The organism is Kribbella sp. WER1 (assembly GCF_054189145.1).
The window spans coordinates 7,482,213-7,506,859 of the sequence record NZ_CM135186.1 but is presented as its reverse complement, the minus strand read 5'-3'; the positions used below and the strand labels follow the sequence as shown (position 1 = coordinate 7,506,859).

Sequence of the window (24,647 nt, the reverse complement as noted above, 5' to 3'; positions counted from 1 at the left end):
CGCGGGCCCATCACCTTCGGTTGGCGCCTCACATGCACCGCGCCCGAGGCGCCCGCGGCACCACGAGACATGCGTTGGTCCGCACCCCACGGCGACAGGTCTTGGTCCGGTCCGGGGGCACACCAGGCGCGAGGTCGCGCTCAGACTGTTCGGGGGCAGCGGTGCCTGCACAGCTCCCCCCAGGACAACATGCACCTGGCGCCACCGCACCCGCCCGATGCCACTTCCTGCGCACCCGCCGAACGCGGCAATAGACAGCCACCGCGGAGGGTCAAGTCCTGCGGAGTGGTGTACGACGTTTGGTCCTTCGTCGTTGTGTGGTTAGGTGCTGATGGCGCCGGTGGTCTGGGTGGTCTCCTCCTTGGAGTTGTTGTTGGTGATGAGGACGAGTCGGCTGCGGTGGAGTACCTCGAGGCCGAGATAGCGGCGGCCGTCGGCCCATTCGTCGTGTTGTTCGGCCAGGACCGCGCCGACCAGGCGGACGATCGAGCCGCGGTCGGGGAAGATGCCGACCACGTCGGTGCGGCGGCGGATCTCGCGGTTCAGTCTCTCGTTGGGGTTGTTGGACCAGATCTGTCGCCACACGTCCTTGGGAAACGCGGTGAACGCGAGGATCTCGTCCCGTCCGGCGTCCAGGTGCGCGTGCACCTGCGGCAGGGTGTGCTCGGTCTGGTCCAGCAGTTTGTCGTACTGCGTGTGCACCGCCGCGGCGTCGATCTGGTCGAACACCGAGTCATTGAGGGTGCAGCATCGCCTTCACCCCGCCCCAGGCATGCTTGGGACACACGCTCATCAGGTTCGCGGTGTAGTGAGTGCGGCAGCGCTGCCACGACGCGCCGGGCAGGTTCGCGCCGATCGCGTCGACCAGCCCGGCGTGGGCGTCGCTGGTGACGAGTGCGACACCGTTGAGGCCGCGGGCGACCAGGTCCTTGAAGAAGCTGTTCCAGCCGGCCCCGGACTCCGCGGTGGAGGTGGCGACGCCGAGGATCTCGCGGAACCCGTCGACGTTCACGCCGGTGGCGACCATGACCGCGATCTTGATCACCCGGCCGCCTTCGCGGACCTTCATCGTCAACGCGTCCGCGGCCAGGAACGTGTACGGGCCCTCGTCCAGCGGCCGTTCCCGGAAGTCGCGCACCAGCTCGTCGAGGTCCCGCGCCATCACCGACACCTGCGACCGTGAGAGCCCGGTGATGCCCAGGGACTGCACCAGTCGGTCCATCCGCCGTGTCGACACCCCGAGCAGGTAACACGTCGCCACCACCGACGTGAGCGCCGCCTCCGCACGGCGACGCCGTTCCAGCAACCAGTCGGGGAAGTACGAGCCCTCCCGGAGCTTGGGGACCGCGACGTCCAGCGTGCCGACCCGGGTGTCGAGCTCGCGGTGGCGGTATCCGTTGCGCGAGTTCACCCGGCCCGGGTCACGGGTCCCGAACGCCGCGCCACACACGCTGTCGGCGTCGGCGGACAGCAGTTTGTTGACGAACCCTTCCATCAACTCACGCAACAGATCCGGGCTGGCCTGCTCGAGATGCTCGTGCAGGAACTCGGCAGGGTCGATACTTGGCCCAGCGGTCATCGGTTTCCTTCTTCGAGTCGGTTGTGAGAGATCACTCGAAGGATCACCCGATGACCGCGTTCACGTTCTCGCGACCCACCGGGATCTCGCCGTACACCACTCTGCTGGACGCAACTCCGCGGGAGCGGTATCCGTTGCGCCACCACCAGCGCTCGGCGCCACCACGCACGACCGGCAAGCCTCTCCCCGCAACCGCCGGAGCCGAGAGCAGGCTGTCGACGCGAGGCACGTGAGCGTTGCATCAGCACCACCCATCAACACGCCTCGGGCGCCACCGCAGCCGCCCGGTATCACTTCCTGCGCACCCGCCGGAGGCGGCAATAGACAGCCGCCGCGGAGCGGTGCCCGTTGCGCCAGCGCTCGGCGCCACCACGCATGACCGGCGACACCTTCCCGCACCCGCCGGAGGCGGCAATAGACGGCGGCCGCGGAGCGGTGTCGTTTACGCCGGTGCCGGCACGTACTTGGCGGTGGTGGGAGGGTGCGGTCGGGGGGTGATTAGGGTTTGGGGATGGATCGGTTTCGGGTGGTGCCTGCGGCTTATGTGGTGGTTCGGCGCGGCGATGAGGTGTTGTTGTTACTGCGGGCCAATACCGGCTATATGGACGGGTATTGGGCGGTCCCGGCGGGGCATGTCGAGCGGGGTGAGTCGGCGGTGGCTGCGGCGGTGCGGGAGTTGAAGGAGGAGGTCGGGATCGAGGTGGATCCGGCGGAGCTGGTGGCGGTGACGGCGATGCATCGGACCGGCGGGAACGGGGATCCGATCGACGAGCGGGTCGACTTCTTCTTTCTGGCGGAGACGTGGTCGGGTGAGCCGCGCATCATGGAGCCGGACAAGGCGGCGGGGCTCGGGTGGTACTCGTTGGACGACCTGCCCGAACCGCTGGTGCCGCACGAGGCGCGGGTGTTGGCGTCGTTGCAGGGCACCGCGCTTCCCGCGGTGATCGTCCAAGGTTTCGCCTGAGTTCACCGGCGGGCCGGTTGCCGCGCTCTACTGTGCCGACGTTGTCAACGGACAGGGAGTGTGGGGCGATGGACGAGCAGTACGGCGGTACCAGCCGGCGCGGGTTGCTGGGTGCGATCGGAGCCGGTGCGGTGATCGCGTCGACCGGGATCGGGACCCAGGACGCGGCAGCGACTCCGCGGGGGAACCGGGTCGACACCGAGCATCCGCAGTTCACGCTCGCGGTGGTGCCGGACACGCAGTACCAGTTCGACCAGGACCGCGGTGACGCGGCACCGTTGACGGCGACGTTCAAGTACCTGATCGACCAGCGCGCCGAGCAGAACATCGTCTTCATGGCCCACCTCGGCGACGTCGTGGAGAACGCGCAGGCGAGCGAGTTCGCGAAGGCGGACCCGGTCTTCAAGGTCCTCGACCGCGCCCGTTTCCCGTACTCCGTGCTCGCCGGCAACCACGACATCGACGGGTCGAAGGACGACACCCGCGGGCCGTCGCCGTACCTGGACACGTTCGGGCCGAGCCGGTTCCGGTGGATGCCGACGTACGGCGGGTCGACGGCGAACGGGTACAACCAGTACCACGTGTTCCGCGCGGGCGGGCGCCAGTGGTTGCTGCTGGCAATGGACTGGCGGCCGTCGGACGCGAGCTTCGCCTGGGCCCGCGCCGTCATCGCCCAGCACCCGAAACTGCCGGTGATCCTGACGATCCACGAACTCGTGTACGCCGACCACGGCGACCCGAAGGCGTACTTCAGTGACCAGGGCAACCGTGTCTGGGATCAGCTTGTCAACGGCAACGACCAGGTCTTCCTGACCCTGAACGGGCACTACTGGCCGCCCGGCCGGGTCACCCGGAAGAATGCCGCAGGCAACGACGTACACCTGCACATCACCAACTACCAGGACCGGTACTACGGCGGCTCCGGCATGGTCCGGCTGTACCACTTCGACCTGGCGCGGAACACCGTCGACGTCGAGACGATCTCGCCGTGGATCATGGCCCAGGACCCGGCCCGCCGCAACGAGTTGGCTGCCGCCGAGATCGAGCTGAGCGACGGCACGAACCGTTTCAGCATCCCGATCGACTTCGCCCAGCGGTTCACGAAGTTCGCGCCGGAGCCGGTCCGCCCGGCGCGCCCCGCGAAACAGCTCGTGATCCCGGGGACGGCGGCGTACTGGCGCTTCGACGGGCCGGTCGCGGACAAGGTCGTCGACCAGTCCGGGCAGGGCAACGACCTGACCCGGGTGCAGCTCAGCAACGACGTGCCGACCGCGTCGTCGGAGCACCACCCGGATCAGCCGGGCCACGGGAGCTGGACGTTCCCGGGCGGGAAGAACCCGGCGCGCGGCGGGTACCTGAAGACGGCCGACGGGGCGCCGCTGAATGCGTTGACGTTCCGCAACGGGTACACGATCGAGGCGTTCGTGAAGCTCGCCGACGACGGGCAGGACCACTCGTGGGAGGGGCTGCTCACCCGGCTCGGCACCGGCGGCGACGCGGGCAAGACGGGCAGCGACCCCGACGAGCCGGCCGCCAAGCTCGGGTTCTCCGGCGGGCTGCAGGTGCAGTGGGCGGTGTACCCGGCGGACAAGAACGACACGTTCACCAACTGGGGCCACGAGCAGCGCGCCGGTGAGTGGTTCCACCTGGCGATCGTGAACGACGGGCGGCACAGCGTCGTGTACGTCGACTCCTCGGAGCTGCTGCGCAACCCGGCGACCCCGTCCAACGGCATCGCGACCGCGGGTAAGCCGTGGCTGGTCGCGGCCGGGCACTACGCGAACAACGTCGACCAGGCCTTCGCCGGCAACATCGGCGAACTGCGGGTCGTCGCGCGCGCCCTCAAGCCGTCGGAGTTCCTGAACGCCTGAGGTGGGAGCGGATGAGCTTCTCCTGCGCAGGGAGAAGCTCCCGCTCTGCCGGGGTCAACGTACGGTTCGCGGACCGGCGGGCGAGGGCGGCGTCCAGGCCCGGCGTCGGGTCGATCGAGTTCGCCAGGTACGTCTCCAGCGCATCCCGGAGCAGCGTGCTCAGCTCCGCGTACTCCGGGTCGAGCGCGACCTGCGCGAAGATGATCGCGGACATCGCGATGTCGAACTCCGCGAGCCCTTCCTCCGCGTTCCGCCAGTCGATCACGACCGGCCCGTCCGGCGTCGAGATCACGTTCAGCGGATGCAGGTCGCCGTGCACCACGACCAGCCCAGGCGTACCGCTCGGCGCCGGGATCGACTGCAGCCGCCGGTGCAGGTCCGCGTGCAGCAGGCCGAGGTCGGTCGCGTTCAGCTGGCCCGCCATCGCGGCCTCGCCGATCGTCGGCCCCTCGAGCCGCTGCACGACCATGTCGGCGCCGTCCACCTCGCGGATCGTCGGCACCGGATAGCCGTACTGCGCCACGTGCCGCATGAAGTCGGCCTCGTCGCGGACCGGGCTGCCGTCGCGGTACCGCCGCAGCACCCAGTCCTCGTCGATCGCGTAGACGTCCGCGTCCCGCCCGAACGCGAACGGCTCGGCGTCCGGGTCGAGCAGGCTCATCCGGCCTGGCAGCCGCCGACTGCCGGCTCGAGCGGCGTGGCCCCGATCGTCGGCATGCCCAGCATCACGCCCGGTGCACCCGAGTCCGGCGTCTCCTGCGTCCGCTGCCACGCGTCACCGGCCCGGGTCCGGCGTACCGCTCCGAACACGTCCGCGACCAGGTGGTGCGGCGCGGCGTACGTGATCTCGACCGATGCCATGTCACCCGGTCGCGGCGCCTCGACGCCCTCCGGTACGGCGAAGTGGACGAGCCGGTTGTCCGGGCCGCGGCCGCTCAGCCGGTGGGTGGACGCGTCCTTGCGGCCCTCCCCCTCGGCGACCAGCACCTCGACCGAACGCCCGACGAGCGTCTTGTTCTCGGCCCAGGCCATGTCGTCCTGCAGCGCGACGAGCCGCTCGTACCGCTCCTGGACGACGTCGCGCGGGATCTGGTTCTCCATCGACTCGGCCGGCGTCCCGGGACGCTTCGAGTACTGGAAGGTGAACGCGCCCGCGAACCGCGCCTGCCGGACCACGTCGAGCGTGCCCTGGAAGTCCTCCTCGGTCTCCCCCGGGAACCCGACGATGATGTCGGTGGTGATCGCCGCGTCCGGCATCGCCGCCCTGACGTCCTCGATGATCTTGAGATACCGGTCCCGGCGGTAGGAGCGGCGCATCGCCTTCAGGATCTGATCGGATCCGGACTGCAGCGGCATGTGCAGCGAGTGCATCACGTTCGGCGTCTCGGCCATCGCCTCGATCACGTCCGCGGTGAAGTCCCGCGGATGCGGCGAGGTGAAGCGGACCCGCTCCAGGCCGTCGATCGAGCCGCACGCGCGGAGCAGCTTCGAGAACGCAAACCGGTCGCCGAACTCGACGCCGTACGAGTTCACGTTCTGCCCGAGCAGCGTGACCTCGAGCACGCCCTCGGAGACCAGCGCCTCGACCTCGGCCAGGATCTCCCCCGGCCGCCGGTCCTTCTCGCGGCCGCGCAACGCCGGCACGATGCAGAACGTGCAGGTGTTGTTGCAGCCGACGCTCACCGACACCCAGGCGCTGTACGGCGACTCGCGCCGGGTCGGCAGCGTCGACGGGAACACCTCGAGCGCCTCGAGGATCTCGACCTGCGACTCCTGCTCGACCCGGGACCGCTCCAGCAGCGCCGGCAGCGACCCGATGTTGTGCGTCCCGAACACCACGTCGACCCACGGGGCCTTGCGGACGATCGACGCCTTGTCCTTCTGCGCCAGGCAACCGCCGACGGCGATCTGCATCCCGGGCTTCTTGGCCTTCACCGGCGCCAGGTGCCCGAGGTTGCCGTACAGCTTGTTGTCGGCGTTCTCCCGAACCGCGCAGGTGTTGAAGACGACCACGTCGGCGTCGTCCCCTTCGGGCGCGCGGACATAGCCCGCATCCTCCAGCAGCCCGCGCAGCCGCTCGGAGTCGTGGACGTTCATCTGGCACCCGTAGGTGCGGACCTCGTAAGTACGCATGACAGCCACCAAGAGTACGTGCAGCGGTAGACATTTCCCTACCTGGGCCAGCTGCCTGACACCCCTGACCGCCCCGGGCGCGCGGACAATAGTGAGGGTCATGAACAGTTCTCGTCGTCAGTTTCTCGCCCGTACTGCGGCTGGTGCCGCGATCATCGCCGGTGGCACCTTTACTACTGCGTCCACGTCCCAGGCGAAGTCCACGAAGCTCACCGCGCTCACCGGTGTCACGGTCATCGACGTCACGACCGGGCGCCGGGACCCGTACCAGACCGTCCTGATCAGCGGCGAGCGGATCGTCGGCGTCGGCCGGTTCCCGGCGCCGCCCGGCGCGGTCGAGGTGGACCTGCGCGGGAAGTACGTCGTCCCCGGGCTCGCCGACATGCACGTCCACAGCCTCGGCGACGAGCGCGTCTCGCCGCCGCTGTACCTCGCGAACGGGCTGACCACGGTCCGCGAGATGTCCGGCACCAACCCGGCCCTCTACGACTGGCGGGACCGGATCGAGGCCGGCACGCTGCTCGGTCCGCGGATGGTGGTGGCCAGCAACATCATCGACGGCGACCCCACGCTGTGGGACCCGAACCTGATCAAGGTGATCGTGGTCGACGGCGCCGCCGACGCCCGGGCCGCGGTCCGCCGGGTCAAGGCCGAGGGTGCCGACTTCGTCAAGGTGTACTCGCGGCTCAGCCGGGAGTCCTGGCTGGCGATCGTCGACGAGGCCCGCAAGGTCGGCCTGACCGTGCACGGCCACGGCCCCGACCAGGTCACGTCGAAAGAGGTCAGCGACCGCGGTCAGCGCAGCATCGAGCACATCCACTCGCTCGGCCTGGCCGTGTCCACCCGCGAGGACGAGGTACGCCGGATGCTGCTCGCGATCAAGGTCGCGAACGGCGACTACAACAGCTGGTTCCGGCAGCTGCACCCGATCGAGTGGATCGCCGCGAACACGTACAGCCCGGCCCGCGCCGCCGACGTGTTCGGCACGCTCCGCCGCAACGGCACCCGGGTGACGCCGACGCTGACGATGCACAACGTCCTCGACCAGATCGACTACACCCGCCTCGACCCGGCGCTGGCGAAGTACATGAGCGAGGAGTCGATCGGGACGTACGACTACGTGATCCAGAACCTGTACGCCGCGAACCGGACCGCCGAGGAGATCTCCCACCAGCGCCAGATGTGGGCGTGGCGGCAGCGGTTCGCGCGGGAGCTGTTCGCGCACGACGTCCCGGTGATGGCCGGCACCGACACGGGGACGCCGTACTCCGTGCCCGGGTTCGCGCTGCACGACGAACTGGAGCACCTGGTCGGCGCCGGGGCGACCCCACGGCAGGCGCTGTACGCCGCGACGGTCGAGCCGGCGAAGTTCCTCGGCCTCGGGAACGAGCTCGGAGCGGTCCGGGCCGGCCGGATTGCGGACCTGGTTGTATTGGACGCCGATCCATTGCGGGACATCCGGAACAGCCGCCGGATCGACACCGTCGTCACCCGCGGCCGGGTGATCTCCCCCACGGCCCGCCGGGAACTGCTCGCCGGCGTCGAAAAGGCGGTCAAGGAGCCGCCGACCGCGGCAACCCTCGCTGCAGGCGGGTGTTGCGGAACCGGCAGAACCGGACACTGAAGCACAAATCGGAGCGGACCGTGATCAACGGATCACGGTCCGCTCCGGTTTATTGCAGATCGTTACCACCGTGGAACCACCCGGGCCTGCGACCGCACCCTCGGCTCCGCTAGGTTCTGGCCATGAGCGATTCCGGTACCTTGACGAAAACTGGTCTGGTTGCGCTGACCGGCGTCAACAAGCATTACGGCGATCTGCACGTCCTGAAGGACATCAACCTGTCCATCGACGAGGGCGAAGTAGTCGTCGTGATCGGCCCGTCCGGGTCCGGCAAGTCGACGCTGTGCCGCACGATCAACCGGCTGGAGCCGATCGACTCCGGCAGCATCACCCTGGACGGTGAGGCCCTCCCGAGCGAGGGCCGCGCACTGGCCAAGCTGCGCGCCGACGTCGGCATGGTGTTCCAGTCGTTCAACCTGTTCGCCCACAAGACGATCCTGCAGAACGTCACCCTCGGCCCGACCAAGGTCCGCAGGACCGACCAGAAGCAGGCCGAGAAGCGGGCGTTGGAACTGCTGGAGCGGGTCGGCGTGGCGAGCCAGGCCGACAAGTACCCGGCCCAGCTGTCCGGCGGTCAGCAGCAGCGCGTGGCGATCGCACGCGCCCTGGCCATGGACCCGAAGGTGATCCTCTTCGACGAGCCCACCTCGGCGCTCGACCCGGAGATGATCCAGGAAGTACTCGAGGTGATGGTCGACCTCGCCAAGCAGGGCATGACGATGGTCGTGGTCACGCACGAGATGGGCTTCGCCCGGACCGCGGCGAACCGGGTGGTGTTCATGGCCGACGGCGAGATCGTCGAGGAGTCGGATCCGGAGACGTTCTTCACCAGCCCGACCTCGAAGCGTGCCCAGGACTTCCTGGGCAAGATCCTCAAGCACTGACCCGGCAGTCGCACCGCCCGCAGCTGTGCCCAGTAACGAAACGAAGGGGAAATCCAGATCATGAGAATGCGCACCCTCGTCGCCACGGTCGGCGTCGCAGCGCTCGCGCTGACCGCGGCCGCCTGTGGCAAGGACGAGCCGAGCGCCTCCGGCGGTGGCGGCGGCAACACGTCCGACTCGTGCGGTGACCTGCACAAGTTCACCACCGCGTCCGGCGTCGACGTCGCCGGCAGCCCGGCCTTCACCAAGGCGAAGGCGCGCGGCAACCTGGTCGTCGGCGTCAAGGCCGACCAGCCGAACCTCGGCTACAAGGACGCCAGCGGCAAGCGCTGCGGCTTCGACATCGAGGTCGCCCGGATGGTGTCGGCCGGTCTCGGCCTCGACCCGGACAAGATCGAGTACAAGGAGATCCCGTCCGCGAACCGCGAGACCGCGATCGCCGGCGGTGAGATCGACTACTACGTCGGCACCTACTCGATCACCGACAAGCGCAAGAAGCAGGTCTCGTTCGCGGGCCCGTACTTCATCGCCGGTCAGGACCTGCTGGTCCGCAAGGCCGACACCTCGATGGACGCCGGCAAGACCGCCCTGAAGGGCAAGAAGGTCTGCTCCGCGACCGGTTCGACCCCGATCCAGCGGGTCAAGGACGAGAACCTGACCGAGGCGAGCAACATCTCCGAGTTCAAGACCTACTCGGAGTGCGTCTCCCAGCTGCTCGACAAGAAGACCGACGCGGTCACCACCGACGACGCGATCCTGAAGGGCTACGCGGCGAACGCACCCGAGGACCTGCGGGTGGTCGGCAAGCCGTTCAGCGTGGAGAAGTACGGCATCGGCCTGCCGCTGGCCGACAAGGCGCTCCGGGACAAGGTGAACTCGATCCTCGAGACCTCGGCCTCGGACGGCACCTGGAAGGCGATCTACGACGAGACGCTCGGCAAGTCGGGTTCGGACTCGACCCCGCCGCCGCTCGAGAAGTACTGATCCACAGCCGGCCGCGGTGCCTGAGCGCAGGCGCCGCGGCCGAGTTGTGACCGTGAACCGAAGAAGGGCAAGAGGAAGGTCGCGATGTTCTCGGTCCTCACCGACAACTGGGATCTGTTCGGACAAGGGTTCTGGACCACGATCAAGTTGTTCCTGATCTCCGGTGTGCTGAGCCTGGTGCTCGGCACCCTGCTGGGCACGTTCCGGGTCTCCCCGGTCCCGGCCCTGCGGGGCACCGGCACGGGGTACGTGAACGTACTCCGGAACACCCCGCTGACCCTGGTGTTCGCGTTCCTGGTCTTCGGCGCGCCGAAGATGGGCATCGAGTTCCCGTCGTTCTTCTGGTCCGCGGTCGTCGCGCTGACGATCTACACGTCGGCGTTCATCTGCGAGGTGGTCCGGTCCGGCATCAACACGATCCCGCCCGGCCAGACCGAGGCGGGCCGGGCGATCGGTATGTCGTTCGTCCAGGTGCTGACGGCGATCGTGCTGCCGCAGGCCTTCCGGGGCGTCGTACCGCCGCTGATGAGCGTGCTGATCGCGCTGCTGAAGAACACCACGATTGCAGCCGGCTTCTCGGTCGCCGAGGCTGGTGCGATTCCGGCGGCGATGAACGAACGTGGTGAGAACCAGATGGCCACGCTGGTCTGGATCACGATCGGCTTCCTGATCCTGATCGTGCCGTTGATGTTCCTGCAGCGGTGGGCCGAACGACGGACGGCGGTGGCCTGATGAGCGCGTTGTACGACGTCCCCGGACCGCGGGCGAAGGTCCGCAACCGGACCCTGAACGTGATCGTCCTGCTGCTGGTGCTGGGCGCCATCGCGTGGGTGATCTACCGGCTGAACGCGACCGGCCAGTTCGAGAGCCGCCGCTGGATCCAGTTCCAGTACACCGCGATCCAGAACCAGCTGCTCCACGGTCTGCTCGCCACGCTGAAGGCGGCCGGGCTGGCCGCCGTGCTCGCGCTGCTGTTCGGCGCGGTGTTCGCCGCGGCGCGGATCAGCGACCACAAGTGGGTGCGGGTGCCGGCGACGTTCGTCGTCGAACTGTTCCGCGCGGTCCCGCTGCTGATCCTGATGTTCTTCTTCTACTACGGCAGTCTGCAGTTCAAGCTCGGCCTGACCCCGTTCTGGGCGGTCGTGCTCGGCCTGATGCTCTACAACGGCTCGGTGCTCGCGGAGATCTTCCGGGCCGGCATCGCCGCGGTCCCGAAGGGTCAGCGCGAGGCGTCGTACGCGCTCGGTCTGCGGAAGAACCAGGTCGTCCGACTGGTGCTGCTGCCGCAGGCGATCAGCGCGATGCTGCCGGCGATCGTCAGCCAGCTGGTCGTACTGCTGAAGGACACCGCGCTCGGCTTCATCATCACCTACCCGGAGCTGCTGTACGTCGGAAAGCAGATGGGCGGCCGGCTCAGCTACGGCTTCCCGTACATCCCGACGTACATCGTGATCGCGATCATCTACATCGGCCTGTGCTCGCTGCTGTCGCTGCTGGCCCGGTACCTCGAGGGTCGTTCGCGGCGCCGGCGTAAGGTCACCGGCGGGCCGGCTCCGCTGCCGTTGACCAACGACCCCGGCCAAGGCGCGCCGGTCTGAGTCAGAAGTCGACTGGGTCGCGGATCAGTGGGCAGGTCATGCAGTGACCTCCGCCCCGGCCGCGGCCCAGTTCGGCTCCTACGATCGAAATGACCTCCACGCCGGCCTTGCGGAGCAGGGTGTTGGTGGTGGTGTTGCGGTCGTAGGTGAAGACCACGCCGGGTTCGACGGCGACGGCGTTGTTGCCGCTGTCCCATTGCTGGCGTTCGGAGGCGTACACGTCGCCGCCGGTCTCGATCACCCGGAGTTCCTTGAGCCCGAGTGATTCGGCGACCACCTCGACGAACGGCTTGGTGCCCTCGTCGGTGACCTCCAGGCCGGGCGCCTTGTCGGACGGGCGCAGGCTGAACGTGTGGATCGCGTCCACGATCGTCGGGTACAGCGTGACGACGTCCCGGTCGGCGAACGTGAAGACCGTGTCCAGGTGCATCGCCGCCCGCAGCTTCGGCATCCCGGCCACCACCACGCGCTCGGCGGCCTCCTGCTCGAACAGCGCGGCCGCGACCTGCGTGATCGCCTGCCGCGACGTCCGTTCGCTCATTCCCATCAGTACGGCGCCGTTCCCGGCCGGCATGATGTCGCCGCCCTCGAACGTGGCCTGTGCCCAGTCCTTCTCCGGATCGCCCCACCAGACCGTCGACCCGACGTACCCGGGGTGGAACGTGTAGATCGCCTTGTAGATCAGGGTTTCATCGTGCCGGGCCGGCCAGTACAGCGGATTCATCGTCAGGCCGCCGTACAGCCAGCAGGTGGTGTCGCGGGTGTAGAGCGTGTTCGGCAGCGGCGGCATCAGGTACTCGCGGGCGCCGATCTGCTCGCGCGCCAGGGCGACGTACCCGGTGCCGAACTCGCCGGACAGATCCGACACCGCGAGGCCGCCGATCAGGTACTCCGCGAGCTGCCGGTCCGGGATCGACTCGAGATACGCGCGGGTGTCGTCGACGAGGCCCAGCCCGACGATGTTCGGCACGATCTTGCGGTCCAGCAGCCAGGTCTTCGCCTCCGGGATCGCCAGCGTCTCGGTGAGCAGGTCGTGCAGCTCGACCACCTCGACGCCACGGCCGCGGAGCTTGTTCACGAAGTCGGCGTGGTCGCGTTGCGCGTTCTCCACCCACATCACGTCGTCGAACAGCAGGTCGTCGGCGTTCGTCGGGGTGAGCCTGCGGTGCGCGAGACCGGGTGAACAGACCAGTACCTTGCGCAGCGTCCCGACCTCCGAGTGAACGCCGTGTGCCTCGGTCATGCCGTGGGTCCTCTCCCTCTAGATGGTGATCCAGCCGACAGCGAGCGCGACGATGCCGCTCACGGCGCCCGCGACCGAGACCGCGAGGATGACCAGCTCGACCGGACTGAACAGTCGTTTGCCCTGCTCCCGCCGCGTCATCACGAACAGCACCGTCGCGGGCGCGTAGATGATCAGCGCGAGCAGGATGAACTTGATGCCGGCGGCCACCAGCAGGAAAGCGGTGTAGATCGTCGCCAGCGTCCCGATCACCAGGTCCCGGGTCCTGCCGGTATCGCCGTACCCGTCCCGCAGCAGCGCGATCTTCAGCCCGTACGCGGCCGCGAGCAGGAACGGGATCAGCGTCAGCGCACTGGTCAGGTCGAGCGCGAAACCGAACGCGTCCTCCGAGAACAGCACCACGACCAGCATCACCTGGACGAGGATCGTCGACATCAGCAGCGCCGCACCGGGAACGTCGGTCTCCGCGTTGTGCGCCTTGAGGAACCGCGGCATGTCGTTGTCCTTGGCTGCCACGAACAGCACCTCGGCCGCCATCAGCGTCCAGGCCAGGTACGCGCCGAGCACCGAGATGATCAGCCCGAGGCTGACGAAGACCTTCCCCCACTGCCCGTACGCCGTCTCCAGGACGGACGCCATCGACGGCTGCCGCAGGTCCGCGAGCTCGGAGTACGGCATGATCCCGTAGGAGACGATCGTGACCGAGGCGAACACCGCGAAAACGCACAGGAAGCCGAGGATCGTCGCCCGGCCGACGTCCTCGCGGCGCTTGGCGTGCCGCGAGTACACGCTCGCGCCCTCGACGCCGAGGAACACGAAAACCGTCACCAGCATCGTCCCGCGGACCTGGGTGAACAGGCCGCCGACGTCGCTGCCGCCGCTCCAGTTGTCCGCGAAGACCCGCGGATGCAGCGCGAACACGCACAGCACGACGAACACCAGAATCGGGATCACCTTGGCGATCGTCACGATCCGGTTGATGACCGCCGCCTCCCGGACGCCTTTGCGGACGAACCAGTAGAAAGTCCAGGTACCGATCGTCGACAAAAGCGCGGCCAGCCAGGTGTCACCGTCCCCGAGCGCCGGAATGAGGGCGCCCGCGGTGGACATGATCAGCACCCAGTACGTGACCGTACCTACACAAGCGCTTGCCCAATAGCCAAAGGCCGAGAAGAAACCGGGATATTCGCCGAAACCGGCTTTCGCGTAGGCGTACACACCGGCGTCCAGATCGGGTTTCCGGACGGCCAGGGTCTGGAACACGAAGGCCAGCATCAGCATGCCGAGGCCCGCGATGGTCCAGGCGATCAGCGCCCCGGCCACGCCGGTCTGCTGCGCGAACCGGGCGGGCAGCGAGAACACACCGGCGCCGACCATACTGCCGACGACCATGGTCGTCATTGTCGCGAAAGTGAGCTTTTGTGCAGTCGGAACCTTTTCCGCTGTTTCGGTCATCCGCGCCCCTCGCTGAGCAATCGGGCCCGATCCGGGATTTGCGCAAAAATCCCCACGGCCGGCGGCGCTCGCCCAATTCCGGCCTGTACCTTCAATTTCCCCCGCCGTGACAATGGTGTCAATGGCATACTGATCACCATGTCCGTTCGCGGCATACTCGGTCTCGTGACGGCGATGGTCGTTCTGTCGGCCTGCGGCGCCGCCGCGGGGCGCAGTGCGACGTACGCGCTCGGGCACACGCCGGAGCTCTCCGACCTCACCGACGCCACCTGGGTGGCGCACAGCATCGTCAACCGCGGCATCGTCGCAGGATCGGTCATCCAGCTCACGTTCACCGGCGACACGGTGACGGCCGAGGCCGGCTGCAACACGTTGACCGGCGCGGCGTCGATCGACAACCACGAGCTGATCGTGAGCGCACCGGCGACCACCCGGAAGGCCTGCGACCCGGCGCTCCAGGCTCAGGACCGGTGGCTGGCCGCGTTCCTTGCCGCCCGGCCCACGATCGAGCGGCAAGGCAACGAGCTCTGGCTGAGCCGTCGTGCGGAGGTGCTACACCTCACCTCGTGATCAGCGCAGGGTGCCGAACGAGTCCCGGATGATCTCGAGCGCCTCGGTGGCCTCCGCCTCGGTGAGTGTCATCGGCGGCGCCATCCGCAGGACGTTGCCGTACAGGCCGCCCTTGCCGATCAGCAGGCCGCGGTCCTTGGTCTCCTGCTGGAGCTTGGTGGTGGCGGCCGGGTCCGGAGTCCGGTCATCGGGCTTGACGATCTCGGCGGCCAGCATCAGCCCCTTGCCGCGGACGTCGCCGAGCTCCGGGAACTCGTCGGAGATCCCGCGCAGCCCGTCGACCAGCTGCGCGCCGCGCTTGGCCGCGTTCGCCTGCAGGTCCTTGTCGAGCAGGTAGTCGATGGTCGCCTTCGCCGCGGTCGTCGAGATCGGGTTGCCGCCGAACGTGGACAGCGAGTTCGCCTTGATGCTGTCCATCAGCTCGCCCTTCGCGACCACGCCGCCGATCGCGAACCCGTTCCCGAGCCCCTTCGCGAACGTCATCGCGTCCGGGACCACGTTGTGCGCCTGGATCCCCCAGAAGTGCTCGCCGGTGCGGCCCCACCCGGTCTGTACCTCGTCGGAGATGAACAGGATCCCGTACTCGTCCAGCACCTCCTTGAACGCGGCGTACAGCCCGTCCGGGGGCGAGGAGAACCCGCCGACGCCCTGGATCGGCTCCGCGATCAGGCACGCGACATCACCCGCGGTCGTGGTCTCGATGACGTTGCGCAGGTCCTCGACGCAGACCTTGATGTAGTCCGCGTCCGGCAGCTCCCGGAACGGGCTGCGGTACCGGTACGCGCCCTGCACGTACTGCACGTTCACCGGCGACAGGCTGCTGGCGGACCAGCCGCGGTTGCCAGTGATCGCGACGGTGCCGAACGCGCGGCCGTGGTAGGAGTTCCGCATCGCGAGCACCTGGTTCGAGCGCCGCGCCTGGGTGGCCAGCAGCAGCGCGGTCTCGTTCGCCTCGGTACCGGAGTTCGCGAAGAAGACCTTGGCGTCCGGGATCCCGGACAGCTCGGCGATCTGCTCGGCCAGCTCGATCTGCTTGCGGATCAGGTACACCGTCGAGGTGTGCGCGATCCCGGTGCCGAGCTGCTCGCGGACCGCCTCGGAGATCTCCGCGATGTCGTACCCGATCGCGTTGGTCAGGATGCCGGCGAAGAAGTCGAGGTATGTGTTGCCCTCGCCGTCGGTGACCCGGCGGCCGGCACCCTGCACGATCTCGATCGGCTCCTCGTAGTACAACGCGAGCCAAGCCGGCATGACGGCCTTGTGACGCTCCCAGAGCTCCGCATGTGTCATGTCCAACCATTACCTCATGTCATAGTGCACGTCTATTACCGTTCTCCGGGTGACGTTGCCGAGCATCCCGCATGTGGACATCGAATCCCTGGAGCACTTCGACCGGCTGCTGGCGGCGGGAGCCGCGGCCATGGCCGGCTGGCGGGTGCAGTCGGTCGACCTGACCGGCCGTACGGCGGAGTTGCTCGGGCTGAAGCCGAGCGGGTCGGTGTTCCTCGGCTGCGCGCTGGAGGACCCGGCCGACGAGTGGGTACGGGACGGCGGCGGGCTGGTGTTCCCGGCGATCCCGGAGCTCCCGTTCGACGCGTACCGCGGGCGGCTGTACGACGCCGACGAGCTGTACGCGGGCCTCGACCACGGGTACGACGCCACGCCGGACGCCCAGATCTACGCGTGGTCCCGGCAGCACGACGAGAAGGGCGACACCAGCCGTACGCTCGCGGCGGCGCTCCACGACCACGCCATCGCCGACGCACTGGCCGAACTGCCCTCGTCCGGGCCCTGGGTCGGCGTCATGGGCGGCCACGGCGTACTGCGCGACTCCGCCGACTACCGGTCCGCCGTCCTGCTCGGGCGTACCCTGGCCCGCCGCGGCCACGTGGTCGTCACCGGCGGCGGCCCCGGCGCGATGGAGGCGGCGAACCTCGGCGCCTCACTGGCGACGTACGACGACGCGGTCGTGGAGCAGGTGCTGGCCCGGCTGGCCGCCGTACCGTCGTTCCGCCCGTCGATCGCCGCGTGGGCCGGGTCCGGCATGGACGTCCGGCGTGAGTTCCCCGGCGACGGCGGCGTGTCGATCCCGACCTGGTTCTACGGCCACGAGCCGCCGAACGTGTTCGCGTCCTCGATCGCGAAGTACTTCTCGAACGCGCAACGCGAGGACGTCCTCCTCAGCCGCGCCCACGGCGGCATCATCTACCTCCCCGGAGCCGCCGGCACCGTCCAGGAGGTCTTCCAGGCCGCCACCCCCAACTACTACGGCGACGCGGCCACCCAGATCCCCCTGATCCTCGTAGACGTCCCCCACTGGAGCACCAAACTCCCCGTCTGGCCCCTCCTCCAGTCCCTCGCCACAGACCGCCCCATGTCGATCCACCTCGTCCCCACCATCGACGAAGCAGCCAAACTGGTCAGGCGACCTGGCGCGGCTTGAACTGGAGCTGCGGGTTCGCGTACGCCTCCTGCGACTCGACCAGCTGCAGCTCCCGCTCCCCCGACTCATGGGTACGGGTGAGCAGGTCGAAGACGCTCGAGGTGGTCCGCGCGAGTGCGTCCGCGAGATCGCCCGTCCGGCGGTAGTGCGCGGTGAAGAGCGCGGCCGTCACGTCGCCGGAGCCGTTCGCCTTCATCGGGATGTACGGCGTCTCGATCAGCCACGCACCGCTGTCGTCGACGGCCAGCATCTCGATCGTGCCGTCCTCGCGGTCCGGACGCTCGACGCTGGTGACCAGCACCGTCCGCGGGCCGGTCGCGCGCGCCAACTCCACCGACGCCAGCGTCGACTCGAGCGTGTCCGGCTCGGTGTTGGTCAGGAAGCCCAGCTCGAACTGGTTCGGCGTGATGATGTCGGCCGCCGGAACCACCCGGTCGCGCAGCAGCACCGGGATCGCCGGCGCGACAAAGCAGCCGGACTTCGCGTTCCCCATCACCGGGTCGCACGAGTACACCGCCGCCGGGTTGGCCGCCTTCACCCGCTCGACCGCCTCAAGGATCACGTCCGCGATCCCCTCGCCGCCCTGGTATCCCGACAGCACCACGTCGATCTGCGGCAGTACGCCGCGGTCCTCGATCCCCCGCAGTACCTCGCGCACGTCGTCCGGGCTGATCATCGGCCCGCGCCACGCGCCGTACCCGGTGTGGTTCGAGAAGTTCACCGTGTAGACCGGCAGCACCTCGACGCCGATCCGCTGCAACGGGAACACCGCCGCCGAGTTGCCCACATGCCCAAACGCCACTGCTGACTGAATCGAGAGGATCTTCACCGGCCGATCATCCCACTGAGCCAGGTTGCGGCTTCGTCCAGGAAGGCGTCGACCTCGGAGGCGTCGTACCCCGCGCTCAGCCGGACCGGGGTGAACTGCACGGCCTGAATCTCCTGCGCGGTCACCGGACGAGCCGTCGGGAGGCCGTTCGCGGTCGCCATCACCCGGTCGACGAAGTCGTCCACCTCTTCCACGGAGTAGGCCATCCGGAACCGGACCACCGGGAATTTCGGGGCCACTCGTGCGCCGCTCGGCGGAGCCGGTGCGGCAGGAGTGCCGGGGAGCCAGCGCTCGGCGTCGGACAGGAAGTTGTCGACCTCCTCGACCGCATACCCAGGGCCGAGGAACGGCGTACCGAACGCGACCCCGCGGATCTCGTCGGCGGTCACCCCCGGCCCGGCCGCGCGCCGCTCGGCCGTCGCGACCAGCCGCTCGACGAACGCGTCGACCTGGGCACAGTCGTACCGCTGACCGGTCCGCCGGACCTGGAACCGCGGTGTCAGCATCAGGACTTGCTCGCCGCGGCGAGCTGCCCGCAGGCGCCGTCGATCTCCTGGCCGCGGGTGTCCCGGACCGTGACCGGTACGCCGCCCGCCTCCAGCCGCCGGACGAACTCGCGCTCGTCGGCCGGGTCGGACGCGGTCCACTTCGAGCCGGGCGTCGGGTTCAGCGGGATCAGGTTGACGTGCACCCAGCCCCAGTCGCCGCGGGCACGGAGCTTCTCGGCCAGCAGGTCGGCGCGCCAGGCGTGGTCGTTGATGTCGCGGATCATCGCGTACTCGATCGAGACGCGGCGCTTGGTCTGCTCGGCGTACGCCCAGGCAGCATCCAGGACCTCGTCGACCTTCCAGCGGTTGTTGATCGGCACCAGCTCGTCGCGCAGCTCGTCGTCCGGCGCGTGCAGCGACAGCGCCAGCGTCACCGGGATCCCCTCGGTGGCGAGCTGGTTGATCCGCGGCACCAGGCCGACCGTCGACACGGTCACGCCACGCGCCGAGATCCCGAGGCCCTCCGGCGACGGGTCGGTGAACCGCCGGACCGCGCCGATCACGGCCTTGTAGTTGGCCATCGGCTCGCCCATGCCCATGAACACGATGTTCGAGACCCGGCCCGGCCCGCCGGCGATCTCGCCGCGGGCCAGCGCCCGCGCACCGTCGACGACCTGCTCGACGATCTCCGCGGTCGTCATGTTCCGGGTCAGGCCGCCCTGACCGGTGGCGCAGAACGGGCAGGCCATCCCGCAGCCGGCCTGCGACGACACGCACATCGTCACGCGGCCCGGATACCGCATCAGGACCGACTCGACGAGCGAGCCGTCGAGCAGCTTCCACAGCGTCTTCCGGGTCTCGCCGTTGTCGCACTCCAGGTCGCGGACCTTGGTCAGCAGCGGCGGCATCAGCTCGGCGACCAGCTTGTCGCGGGTCGCGGCCGGCAGGTCGGTCATCTCGGCCGGGTCGGACACCAGCCGGGAGAAGTAGTGGTTGGACAGCTGCTTGGCCCGGAACGCGGGCTCGCCCAGCGCCTCGACCGCGCTCCGCCGTTCCTCCCCGGACAGATCGGCAAGGTGCCGCGGTGGCTTTTTCGCACGGCGCGGCTCATCGAAAACAAGAGGCAGGGAGGTAGACATAACCGCCCCATTGTCGCACGCCGGACGCCGCCCCCGGGGCGGCGTCCGGCGCACGGGTCAGGCCGCGTAGCCCTTCGGCGGGATCAGCGTGGCGAGTTGGTTGAAGGTGAGCCAGTACGTCGCGGTCGGCGCGAAGCCGGCCGGGTCCGCGATCAGCACGGTCTGGTCGCCGGAGTCGTACCCGATCACCGTGAAGTAGTGGTAGATCGTGTAGTTCGGGTAGCCCGGCGGGTGGTTGTTGGCGGGGGCAACGATGTTGGCGACGATCGGGTAGTTGTTGTCGATGTCGAGCACGATGTCCCGCCAGAGCAGGTCGCGCTGCGCCTGGGTGGGCGGGTCGTTCGGCATCTCCTTGGTCTCGTACCAGCCGGTGCCGACGTGGTTGTTCAGCACCCGCGTGACCTGACCGATCCAGTCGGTGCCGTTGGTCGTGGTCGGCAGTTCGTTGGCGAGCTGCTGCTGGCTGGGCGGTGAGATCCGGGCGGAGAGCGCGATCCGGGTGGCGGCCGGACCGCACCAGTAGCCGGTCTGCTGGTACTGGAAGTCGATGGTCAGCGTCTTGACGCTCTGCGTCGAGTAGCCGAGCTTCGGGACCGGTTTGCTGACCGCGACCGACACGCTGTCGGGTGCGGCGGTGGCGTTGAGGGGGAGGGCGGCGGCCGCGATCAGGGCCAGACCGCAGAGCGCGGCCTTGAACTTCGTCGTGGGAATCATGTCAGCTCCTCACTGGACGACCGGGGCGGATCGTCTGCGTTTGATGCTGACACACACCGCTACGTCATGGTGAAAAAATCACCACTCGTTTCGATCTCAGTCGAAAGGGTCGATGATTTCCCGCACCAGCCACTCCACGACACCGTCCGGGTACGGGCTCCGCAGCGACAGCACGATGTGATCGAACCCCAGCCCGACGGCCTCCCGGACGATCGCACGCGTCCCGGCCGGGTCGTCGTACGCCACAATCAGCTGCAGCGAGCGGCGGACCGCCCTTCTGGATCGGCTTCGGCGAGTTCCGGTTGCGCTCGAGGGTGTAGTACCGGCCGTGGAAGTCGAACTCCTCCTCGGTCCACATCCGGCGGAGGATCTCGATCGTCTCGCGGAGCCGGGCGAGGCCCTCCCCCGGCGGTACGAGCGTCAGCCCATAGGCGGCGTACTCCTCGATCGCCGGATTCGGCCCGGGTACGCCGCCGGCACCGGCGGGCTGGCGCGTGCCGCCGGCGCCGAGGCCCCATGACGAGACGGCCGCCGGAGATCACGTCGGGCGTGCTGGCGACCTTGCCGAGGACCGCGGGATGGCGGGCGCGATTGTTGGTGACGAGCAGGCCCAGCCGTAGCCGGCTCGTCTGCGCGGCGAGCGCCGTCAGCAGCGTCCAGCCTTCGAGTACGTCGCCGTCCTTGGGTTCGCGGAGCGGGAGGAAGTGGTCCCACAGCCAGGCATCGCGGAGCCGCGGGTCGGAACGGCTCGGGTATCTGCTCAAACACGTGCTCGCGCAACTCACCGAGGCTCAGACGGCCGCGCTCGCCCCCCACGGGCTGAACGGGCGCGACCTTGCGGTGCTGAACGCGGTCGCGTCCGGCGAACCGCTCTCCCAGCTCAAGGTCGCGGCGCGGCTACGGGTGGATCGGACGTCGATCGGCGATCTCCTGGACGGGCTCGAGGAGCGCGGCTTCGTCGAGCGCCGGCGAAGCGCCGAGGACCGCCGGCGGAACGTCGTCGTACTCACGGATCGTGGCGAGTCCACATTTGCTGCGGCCGAGCAGGTCCGGGTGGACGTCGAGCGGGAGTTCCTGGCTCCGCTGGGCGATGCCGCGCGGTTCCGCGAAGACCTGCGGCTGCTGCTGGGGGAATGAGGTCTCCGGCGGGCCGGTTGGACTCTGCATGGTCTCCGTCCCGCTGTCAGTCCTCGACCGCTCTCGAACGCACGTCGGCGAGTCGGAGGCGGAGACGCTGCGAGCGACGGTGGAGCTCGCCCAGCAGGTGGAAGAGCTTGGATACAAGCGGTTCTGGGTCTCGGAGCACCACAGCGTGCCGGGCGTGGTCGGCTCTGCGCCTACGGTGCTGGCCGCGGCTGTTGCCGCGCGCACCGATCGGATCCGGGTCGGCACCGGCGGCGTGATGCTGCCGAACCACCAGCCGCTCGTCGTCGCGGAGCAGTTCGGCGTACTGGAGTCGCTGTATCCGGGCCGGATCGACATGGGCCTCGGCCGCTCGGTCGGCTTCACGAACGGCGTCCGGCGGGCGCTCGGCGTCGAGAAGGACGCGGCCGACGACTTCAGCGCCCAGGTACGGGAGCTGCTCGGCTATCTGGACGGTACGGCGGCCGTCCACGCTCGGCCCGGCGAAGGGCTGCGGATCCCGCCGTACGTCCTCGCCGTCGGCGAAGGCGCCGCGATCGCCGCTGCTCTGGGGCTGCCTGTCGTGCTGGCCGCTCGCGCTGACTCCGATCAGCTCGTCGAGCAGTATCGGACGACCTTCCAGCCATCTGACTGGGCTCCGGAGCCGCAGGTCATCCTCGCCGTGACTGCGGCGGTCGCCGACTCCACCGAGGCCGCGCGGCAGTTGCTGCTCCCCGAGGCCTGGGCCAGCGCGTACTCGCGGACGCGGGGCGTGTTCCCGCCGCTGCAGGCCGACGTACCGGCAGAACTGACGGCGCGCGAGCAGGAGTACTTCGACAACGCGCTCCGCGGCCAGCTCTACGGCACGCCCGCGGAGGTCGACGAGATGCTCAGCGACCTGGTACGCCGTACGGCCGCCGACGAACTGCTGATCACGACGAACACCTTCGACCGGGCCGCCCTGCTCGCGAACTACGCCGCGCTGGCGAAGCTCACCGGCTGATCCGGTGCTCCAGCCGCTTCCGGACGTCCGGCCATTCGTCGGCCAGGATCGAGAACACCACCGTGTCCCGGAACGAGCCGTCCGCGAGCACCTTGTGCCGCCGCAGCACGCCCTCGCGGGTCGCGCCGAGCTTCGCGATCGCCGCCTGCGAACGCGTGTTCCCCGTCCCGGTCTGGATCTTCACCCGGCCGAACCCGCACACCTCGAACGCGTGCTCCAGCAGGAGAAGCTTCGCCGCCGGGTTCACCGCCGTACCCCAGACGGACGGCGCGTAGCCGGTCCAACCGAGGTGGATGCTCTCGTTCGGTACGTCGACGTCGCCGAGGCTCGACGTACCGACGACCGTGCCGTCGGCAACCAGCCGGACGACGTACGCGAACCGCTTGTCCGCGGCCGGGATCCATGACGCCCGCATCGCCTCGGCGCTCGCCGGCACCGCGGCCGGCCCCCCGCCGAACCCGCCGGCGTAGACCTGCTCGTTGCCGATCGCGGCGTACAGCTCGTCGATGTCGGACGCCTGCAGGCGATCGAGCCGGACGACGTCACCGATCAACGGACGTCCGTCAGGGGCGATTGTCATGCTTTCACCAGGAGATGCAGGAGGAGCCAGACGATCGGGGCGGTGGCGAGCAGCGAGTCCAGCCGGTCCATCACACCGCCGTGGCCGGGGAGCAGGTTCGACATGTCCTTGATGCCCAGGTCGCGCTTGATCATCGACTCGCCCAGGTCACCGACCGTCGCGGTCAGGACCGCGACCGCGCCGACGATCGCGCCGACCCACCAGTCGCCGTGCAGCAGAAAGACGACCGCGGCGATCCCCGCGCCGATGCAGGCGAGGGCCGAGCCGCTGAAGCCCTCCCAGGACTTCTTCGGGCTGATCGTCGGCGCCATCGGATGCTTGCCGAACAGGACACCGGCCGCATACCCGCCGACGTCGCTCGCGACCGTGACCACGAAGAACGTCACCACCCGGGCCGGTCCGTCCGCGTCCGGCTGCGCCAGCAGGATCGCGAACCCGGCCAGCAGCGGCACGTACCCGATCAGGAACACCCCGGCGCTGACGTCCCGGACGAACCCGACCGATCCGTCCGGCATCCGCCAGAAGATCGTCCCGAGCACGGTCAGCCCGAGCGCCACCAGCAGCGCCATCGGGCCGCCGAAGTACGCCGCCAGCAGCATCGCCGCGGTCCCGACGAACAGCGGGATCTTCGGGATCACCGCACCACCGGTGCGGAGCGCCTTGATCATCTCGTCGACCGCGACCAGCACCGTCGCCAGCACCAGGACGACGAACAGGACCTTCTGCCAGTACAGCGATCCGAGGATCAGCGCGCCGAGCCCGACACCCACCGCGATCGCGGCGGGCAGATTCCGCCCGGCGCGGCTCGGGCTGGGACTCGGCGCGGGCGTGCTTTCGACGCCCATCACACCTCGAGCAGTTCGGCTTCCTTGTGCTTGAGCAGGTCGTCGATGGCGTCGACGTACTTCTTCGTCAACCCGTCGAGCCGCTTCTCAGCACTCTTGCCCTCGTCCTCGCCGGCGTCGCCGTCCTTGACCGTCTTGTGGACCTGGTCCATGGCGTGCCGGCGGATGTTGCGGACCGAGACCTTCGCGTCCTCGGCCTTGGTCTTCGCGACCTTGATGTACTCCTTGCGCCGCTCCTCGGTCAGAGCGGGCAGCACCACCCGGATCACCGCGCCGTCGTTGCCCGGGTTCACCCCAAGGTCGGAGTCCCGGATCGCCTTCTCGATCGCGGCCATCGCACCCTTGTCGTACGGCGAGATGAGCACGGTCCGGGGCTCCGGGACCTGGAAACCGGCCAGCTGCTGCAGCGGCGTCGGGCTGCCGTAGTAGTCGGCCAGGATGCCCGCGAACATCTGCGGGTGCGCGCGGCCGGTGCGGATCGCGGCGAAGTCGTCCTTCGCGACCTCAACGGCCTTCGCCATCTTCTGGTCGGCATCGCGGAGAGCTTCGTCGATCACGACATTCCTCGCTTCCTCTGGG

At 68.9% G+C, this 24,647-nt stretch carries 25 protein-coding genes and 3 pseudogenes; 12 read left to right on the top strand and 16 right to left on the bottom strand.

Going from position 1 to position 24,647, the window contains the following annotated elements; all coding sequences use genetic code 11:
- Positions 1 to 321 precede the first annotated feature (321 nt).
- Positions 322 to 1,579, bottom strand: a pseudogene (locus ACXJJ3_RS36755) (IS256 family transposase).
- 50 nt (positions 1,580 to 1,629) lie between these two features.
- On the opposite strand from ACXJJ3_RS36755, the gene ACXJJ3_RS36750 reads away from it, so the two are divergent.
- The 3 genes from ACXJJ3_RS36750 (at position 1,630) to ACXJJ3_RS36740 (ending at position 4,414) form a co-directional block, all read left to right on the top strand.
- Complete coding sequence (locus ACXJJ3_RS36750; protein ID WP_458166521.1) at positions 1,630 to 1,812, top strand: hypothetical protein; 183 nt, start codon at positions 1,630 to 1,632, stop codon at positions 1,810 to 1,812.
- A gap of 278 nt (positions 1,813 to 2,090) precedes the next feature.
- Positions 2,091 to 2,543: an NUDIX hydrolase gene (locus ACXJJ3_RS36745; RefSeq protein WP_458166519.1), complete on the top strand. Its 453-nt coding sequence runs from the start codon at positions 2,091 to 2,093 to the stop codon at positions 2,541 to 2,543.
- Positions 2,544 to 2,611: 68 nt separating this feature from the next.
- Positions 2,612 to 4,414 carry a LamG-like jellyroll fold domain-containing protein gene (locus ACXJJ3_RS36740; RefSeq protein WP_458166518.1) on the top strand — a complete coding sequence of 601 codons (1,803 nt, stop codon included), beginning with the start codon at positions 2,612 to 2,614 and terminating at the stop codon, positions 4,412 to 4,414.
- Here the strand turns inward: ACXJJ3_RS36740 and ACXJJ3_RS36735 are convergent.
- Both ACXJJ3_RS36735 and miaB read right to left on the bottom strand, forming a co-directional pair.
- Positions 4,386 to 5,075, bottom strand: coding sequence for a phosphotransferase (locus tag ACXJJ3_RS36735; protein WP_458166517.1), 690 nt, complete (start codon positions 5,073 to 5,075; stop codon positions 4,386 to 4,388). The two genes, ACXJJ3_RS36740 and ACXJJ3_RS36735, sit on opposite strands and share 29 nt — an antisense overlap.
- Positions 5,072 to 6,547, bottom strand: coding sequence for a tRNA (N6-isopentenyl adenosine(37)-C2)-methylthiotransferase MiaB (gene miaB, locus ACXJJ3_RS36730; protein WP_458166516.1), 1,476 nt, complete (start codon positions 6,545 to 6,547; stop codon positions 5,072 to 5,074). The genes ACXJJ3_RS36735 and miaB overlap by 4 nt, the downstream gene beginning before the upstream one ends.
- A 100-nt stretch (positions 6,548 to 6,647) precedes the next feature.
- On the opposite strand from miaB, the gene ACXJJ3_RS36725 reads away from it, so the two are divergent.
- The 5 genes from ACXJJ3_RS36725 to ACXJJ3_RS36705 all read left to right on the top strand — a co-directional run bounded on the left by ACXJJ3_RS36725 (position 6,648) and on the right by ACXJJ3_RS36705 (position 11,637).
- On the top strand, positions 6,648 to 8,171 hold the full coding sequence (locus ACXJJ3_RS36725) for an amidohydrolase family protein (protein ID WP_458166515.1): 1,524 nt from the start codon (positions 6,648 to 6,650) through the stop codon (positions 8,169 to 8,171).
- Between the two features lie 122 nt (positions 8,172 to 8,293).
- Entirely contained in the window at positions 8,294 to 9,055 is a 762-nt protein-coding gene (locus ACXJJ3_RS36720) for an amino acid ABC transporter ATP-binding protein (RefSeq protein ID WP_458166514.1), read from the top strand.
- 60 nt (positions 9,056 to 9,115) lie between these two features.
- Entirely contained in the window at positions 9,116 to 10,039 is a 924-nt protein-coding gene (locus ACXJJ3_RS36715; RefSeq protein WP_458166513.1) for a glutamate ABC transporter substrate-binding protein, read from the top strand.
- An 84-nt stretch (positions 10,040 to 10,123) separates the two neighbouring features.
- A complete protein-coding gene (locus ACXJJ3_RS36710) occupies positions 10,124 to 10,771 on the top strand; it encodes an amino acid ABC transporter permease (RefSeq protein WP_458166512.1) in 648 nt (215 codons plus the stop codon).
- The gene (locus tag ACXJJ3_RS36705) at positions 10,771 to 11,637 is read left to right on the top strand and encodes an amino acid ABC transporter permease (RefSeq protein ID WP_458166511.1); all 867 of its coding nucleotides are present in this window, start codon (positions 10,771 to 10,773) and stop codon (positions 11,635 to 11,637) included. The genes ACXJJ3_RS36710 and ACXJJ3_RS36705 overlap by 1 nt, the downstream gene beginning before the upstream one ends.
- Before the next feature lies 1 nt (position 11,638).
- Here ACXJJ3_RS36705 and ACXJJ3_RS36700 read toward each other — a convergent pair whose 3' ends face one another.
- Both ACXJJ3_RS36700 and ACXJJ3_RS36695 read right to left on the bottom strand, forming a co-directional pair.
- Complete coding sequence (locus ACXJJ3_RS36700) at positions 11,639 to 12,880, bottom strand: arginine deiminase (RefSeq protein ID WP_458166510.1); 1,242 nt, start codon at positions 12,878 to 12,880, stop codon at positions 11,639 to 11,641.
- 18 nt (positions 12,881 to 12,898) lie between these two features.
- Complete coding sequence (locus ACXJJ3_RS36695; protein ID WP_458166509.1) at positions 12,899 to 14,335, bottom strand: basic amino acid/polyamine antiporter; 1,437 nt, start codon at positions 14,333 to 14,335, stop codon at positions 12,899 to 12,901.
- Between the two features lie 138 nt (positions 14,336 to 14,473).
- Between ACXJJ3_RS36695 and ACXJJ3_RS36690 the strand changes: the two genes are divergently transcribed.
- The gene (locus ACXJJ3_RS36690) at positions 14,474 to 14,905 is read left to right on the top strand and encodes an META domain-containing protein (RefSeq protein WP_458166507.1); all 432 of its coding nucleotides are present in this window, start codon (positions 14,474 to 14,476) and stop codon (positions 14,903 to 14,905) included.
- Here ACXJJ3_RS36690 and ACXJJ3_RS36685 read toward each other — a convergent pair whose 3' ends face one another.
- Positions 14,906 to 16,156: an aspartate aminotransferase family protein gene (locus tag ACXJJ3_RS36685; protein ID WP_458166505.1), complete on the bottom strand. Its 1,251-nt coding sequence runs from the start codon at positions 16,154 to 16,156 to the stop codon at positions 14,906 to 14,908.
- Positions 16,157 to 16,244: 88 nt separating this feature from the next.
- Here ACXJJ3_RS36685 and ACXJJ3_RS36680 point away from each other — a divergent pair, with 88 nt between their 5' ends.
- Positions 16,245 to 17,348 (top strand): LOG family protein, encoded by a 1,104-nt coding sequence (locus tag ACXJJ3_RS36680; RefSeq protein WP_458166504.1) that lies wholly within the window; start codon positions 16,245 to 16,247, stop codon positions 17,346 to 17,348.
- Here the strand turns inward: ACXJJ3_RS36680 and pdxY are convergent.
- The 7 genes and pseudogenes from pdxY to ACXJJ3_RS36645 all read right to left on the bottom strand — a co-directional run.
- Positions 17,326 to 18,177 carry a pyridoxal kinase PdxY gene (gene pdxY / locus ACXJJ3_RS36675; RefSeq protein WP_458166503.1) on the bottom strand — a complete coding sequence of 284 codons (852 nt, stop codon included), beginning with the start codon at positions 18,175 to 18,177 and terminating at the stop codon, positions 17,326 to 17,328. The genes ACXJJ3_RS36680 and pdxY overlap by 23 nt on opposite strands.
- Positions 18,174 to 18,683: a DivIVA domain-containing protein gene (locus ACXJJ3_RS36670; protein WP_458166502.1), complete on the bottom strand. Its 510-nt coding sequence runs from the start codon at positions 18,681 to 18,683 to the stop codon at positions 18,174 to 18,176. Before ACXJJ3_RS36670 ends, pdxY begins: the two co-directional genes overlap by 4 nt.
- A complete protein-coding gene (rlmN, locus tag ACXJJ3_RS36665) occupies positions 18,683 to 19,804 on the bottom strand; it encodes a 23S rRNA (adenine(2503)-C(2))-methyltransferase RlmN (protein ID WP_458166501.1) in 1,122 nt (373 codons plus the stop codon). Before rlmN ends, ACXJJ3_RS36670 begins: the two co-directional genes overlap by 1 nt.
- Positions 19,805 to 19,861: 57 nt before the next feature.
- On the bottom strand, positions 19,862 to 20,518 hold the full coding sequence (locus ACXJJ3_RS36660) for a C39 family peptidase (RefSeq protein WP_458166500.1): 657 nt from the start codon (positions 20,516 to 20,518) through the stop codon (positions 19,862 to 19,864).
- Between the two features lie 96 nt (positions 20,519 to 20,614).
- Positions 20,615 to 20,764 carry a hypothetical protein gene (locus ACXJJ3_RS36655; protein WP_458166499.1) on the bottom strand — a complete coding sequence of 50 codons (150 nt, stop codon included), beginning with the start codon at positions 20,762 to 20,764 and terminating at the stop codon, positions 20,615 to 20,617.
- A 64-nt stretch (positions 20,765 to 20,828) separates the two neighbouring features.
- Positions 20,829 to 20,942: pseudogene (locus ACXJJ3_RS36650) on the bottom strand (LLM class flavin-dependent oxidoreductase); the annotation flags it as partial.
- 148 nt (positions 20,943 to 21,090) lie between these two features.
- A pseudogene (locus tag ACXJJ3_RS36645) lies at positions 21,091 to 21,303 on the bottom strand (hypothetical protein); the annotation flags it as partial.
- On the opposite strand from ACXJJ3_RS36645, the gene ACXJJ3_RS36640 reads away from it, so the two are divergent.
- Complete coding sequence (locus ACXJJ3_RS36640) at positions 21,287 to 21,655, top strand: MarR family winged helix-turn-helix transcriptional regulator (protein WP_458166498.1); 369 nt, start codon at positions 21,287 to 21,289, stop codon at positions 21,653 to 21,655. The pseudogene ACXJJ3_RS36645 and the gene ACXJJ3_RS36640 overlap by 17 nt on opposite strands.
- 28 nt (positions 21,656 to 21,683) lie before the next feature.
- Complete coding sequence (locus ACXJJ3_RS36635; RefSeq protein WP_458166496.1) at positions 21,684 to 22,643, top strand: MsnO8 family LLM class oxidoreductase; 960 nt, start codon at positions 21,684 to 21,686, stop codon at positions 22,641 to 22,643.
- Here the strand turns inward: ACXJJ3_RS36635 and ACXJJ3_RS36630 are convergent.
- The 3 genes from ACXJJ3_RS36630 to frr are packed head-to-tail and all read right to left on the bottom strand — an operon-like array spanning position 22,633 to position 24,622.
- Positions 22,633 to 23,223, bottom strand: a complete 591-nt coding sequence (locus tag ACXJJ3_RS36630) for a GNAT family N-acetyltransferase (RefSeq protein ID WP_458166494.1) — start codon at positions 23,221 to 23,223, stop codon at positions 22,633 to 22,635. The genes ACXJJ3_RS36635 and ACXJJ3_RS36630 overlap by 11 nt on opposite strands.
- Complete coding sequence (locus ACXJJ3_RS36625; RefSeq protein ID WP_458166493.1) at positions 23,220 to 24,068, bottom strand: phosphatidate cytidylyltransferase; 849 nt, start codon at positions 24,066 to 24,068, stop codon at positions 23,220 to 23,222. Before ACXJJ3_RS36625 ends, ACXJJ3_RS36630 begins: the two co-directional genes overlap by 4 nt.
- Complete coding sequence (gene frr / locus ACXJJ3_RS36620; RefSeq protein ID WP_458171987.1) at positions 24,068 to 24,622, bottom strand: ribosome recycling factor; 555 nt, start codon at positions 24,620 to 24,622, stop codon at positions 24,068 to 24,070. Before frr ends, ACXJJ3_RS36625 begins: the two co-directional genes overlap by 1 nt.
- Positions 24,623 to 24,647: the final 25 nt, after the last annotated feature.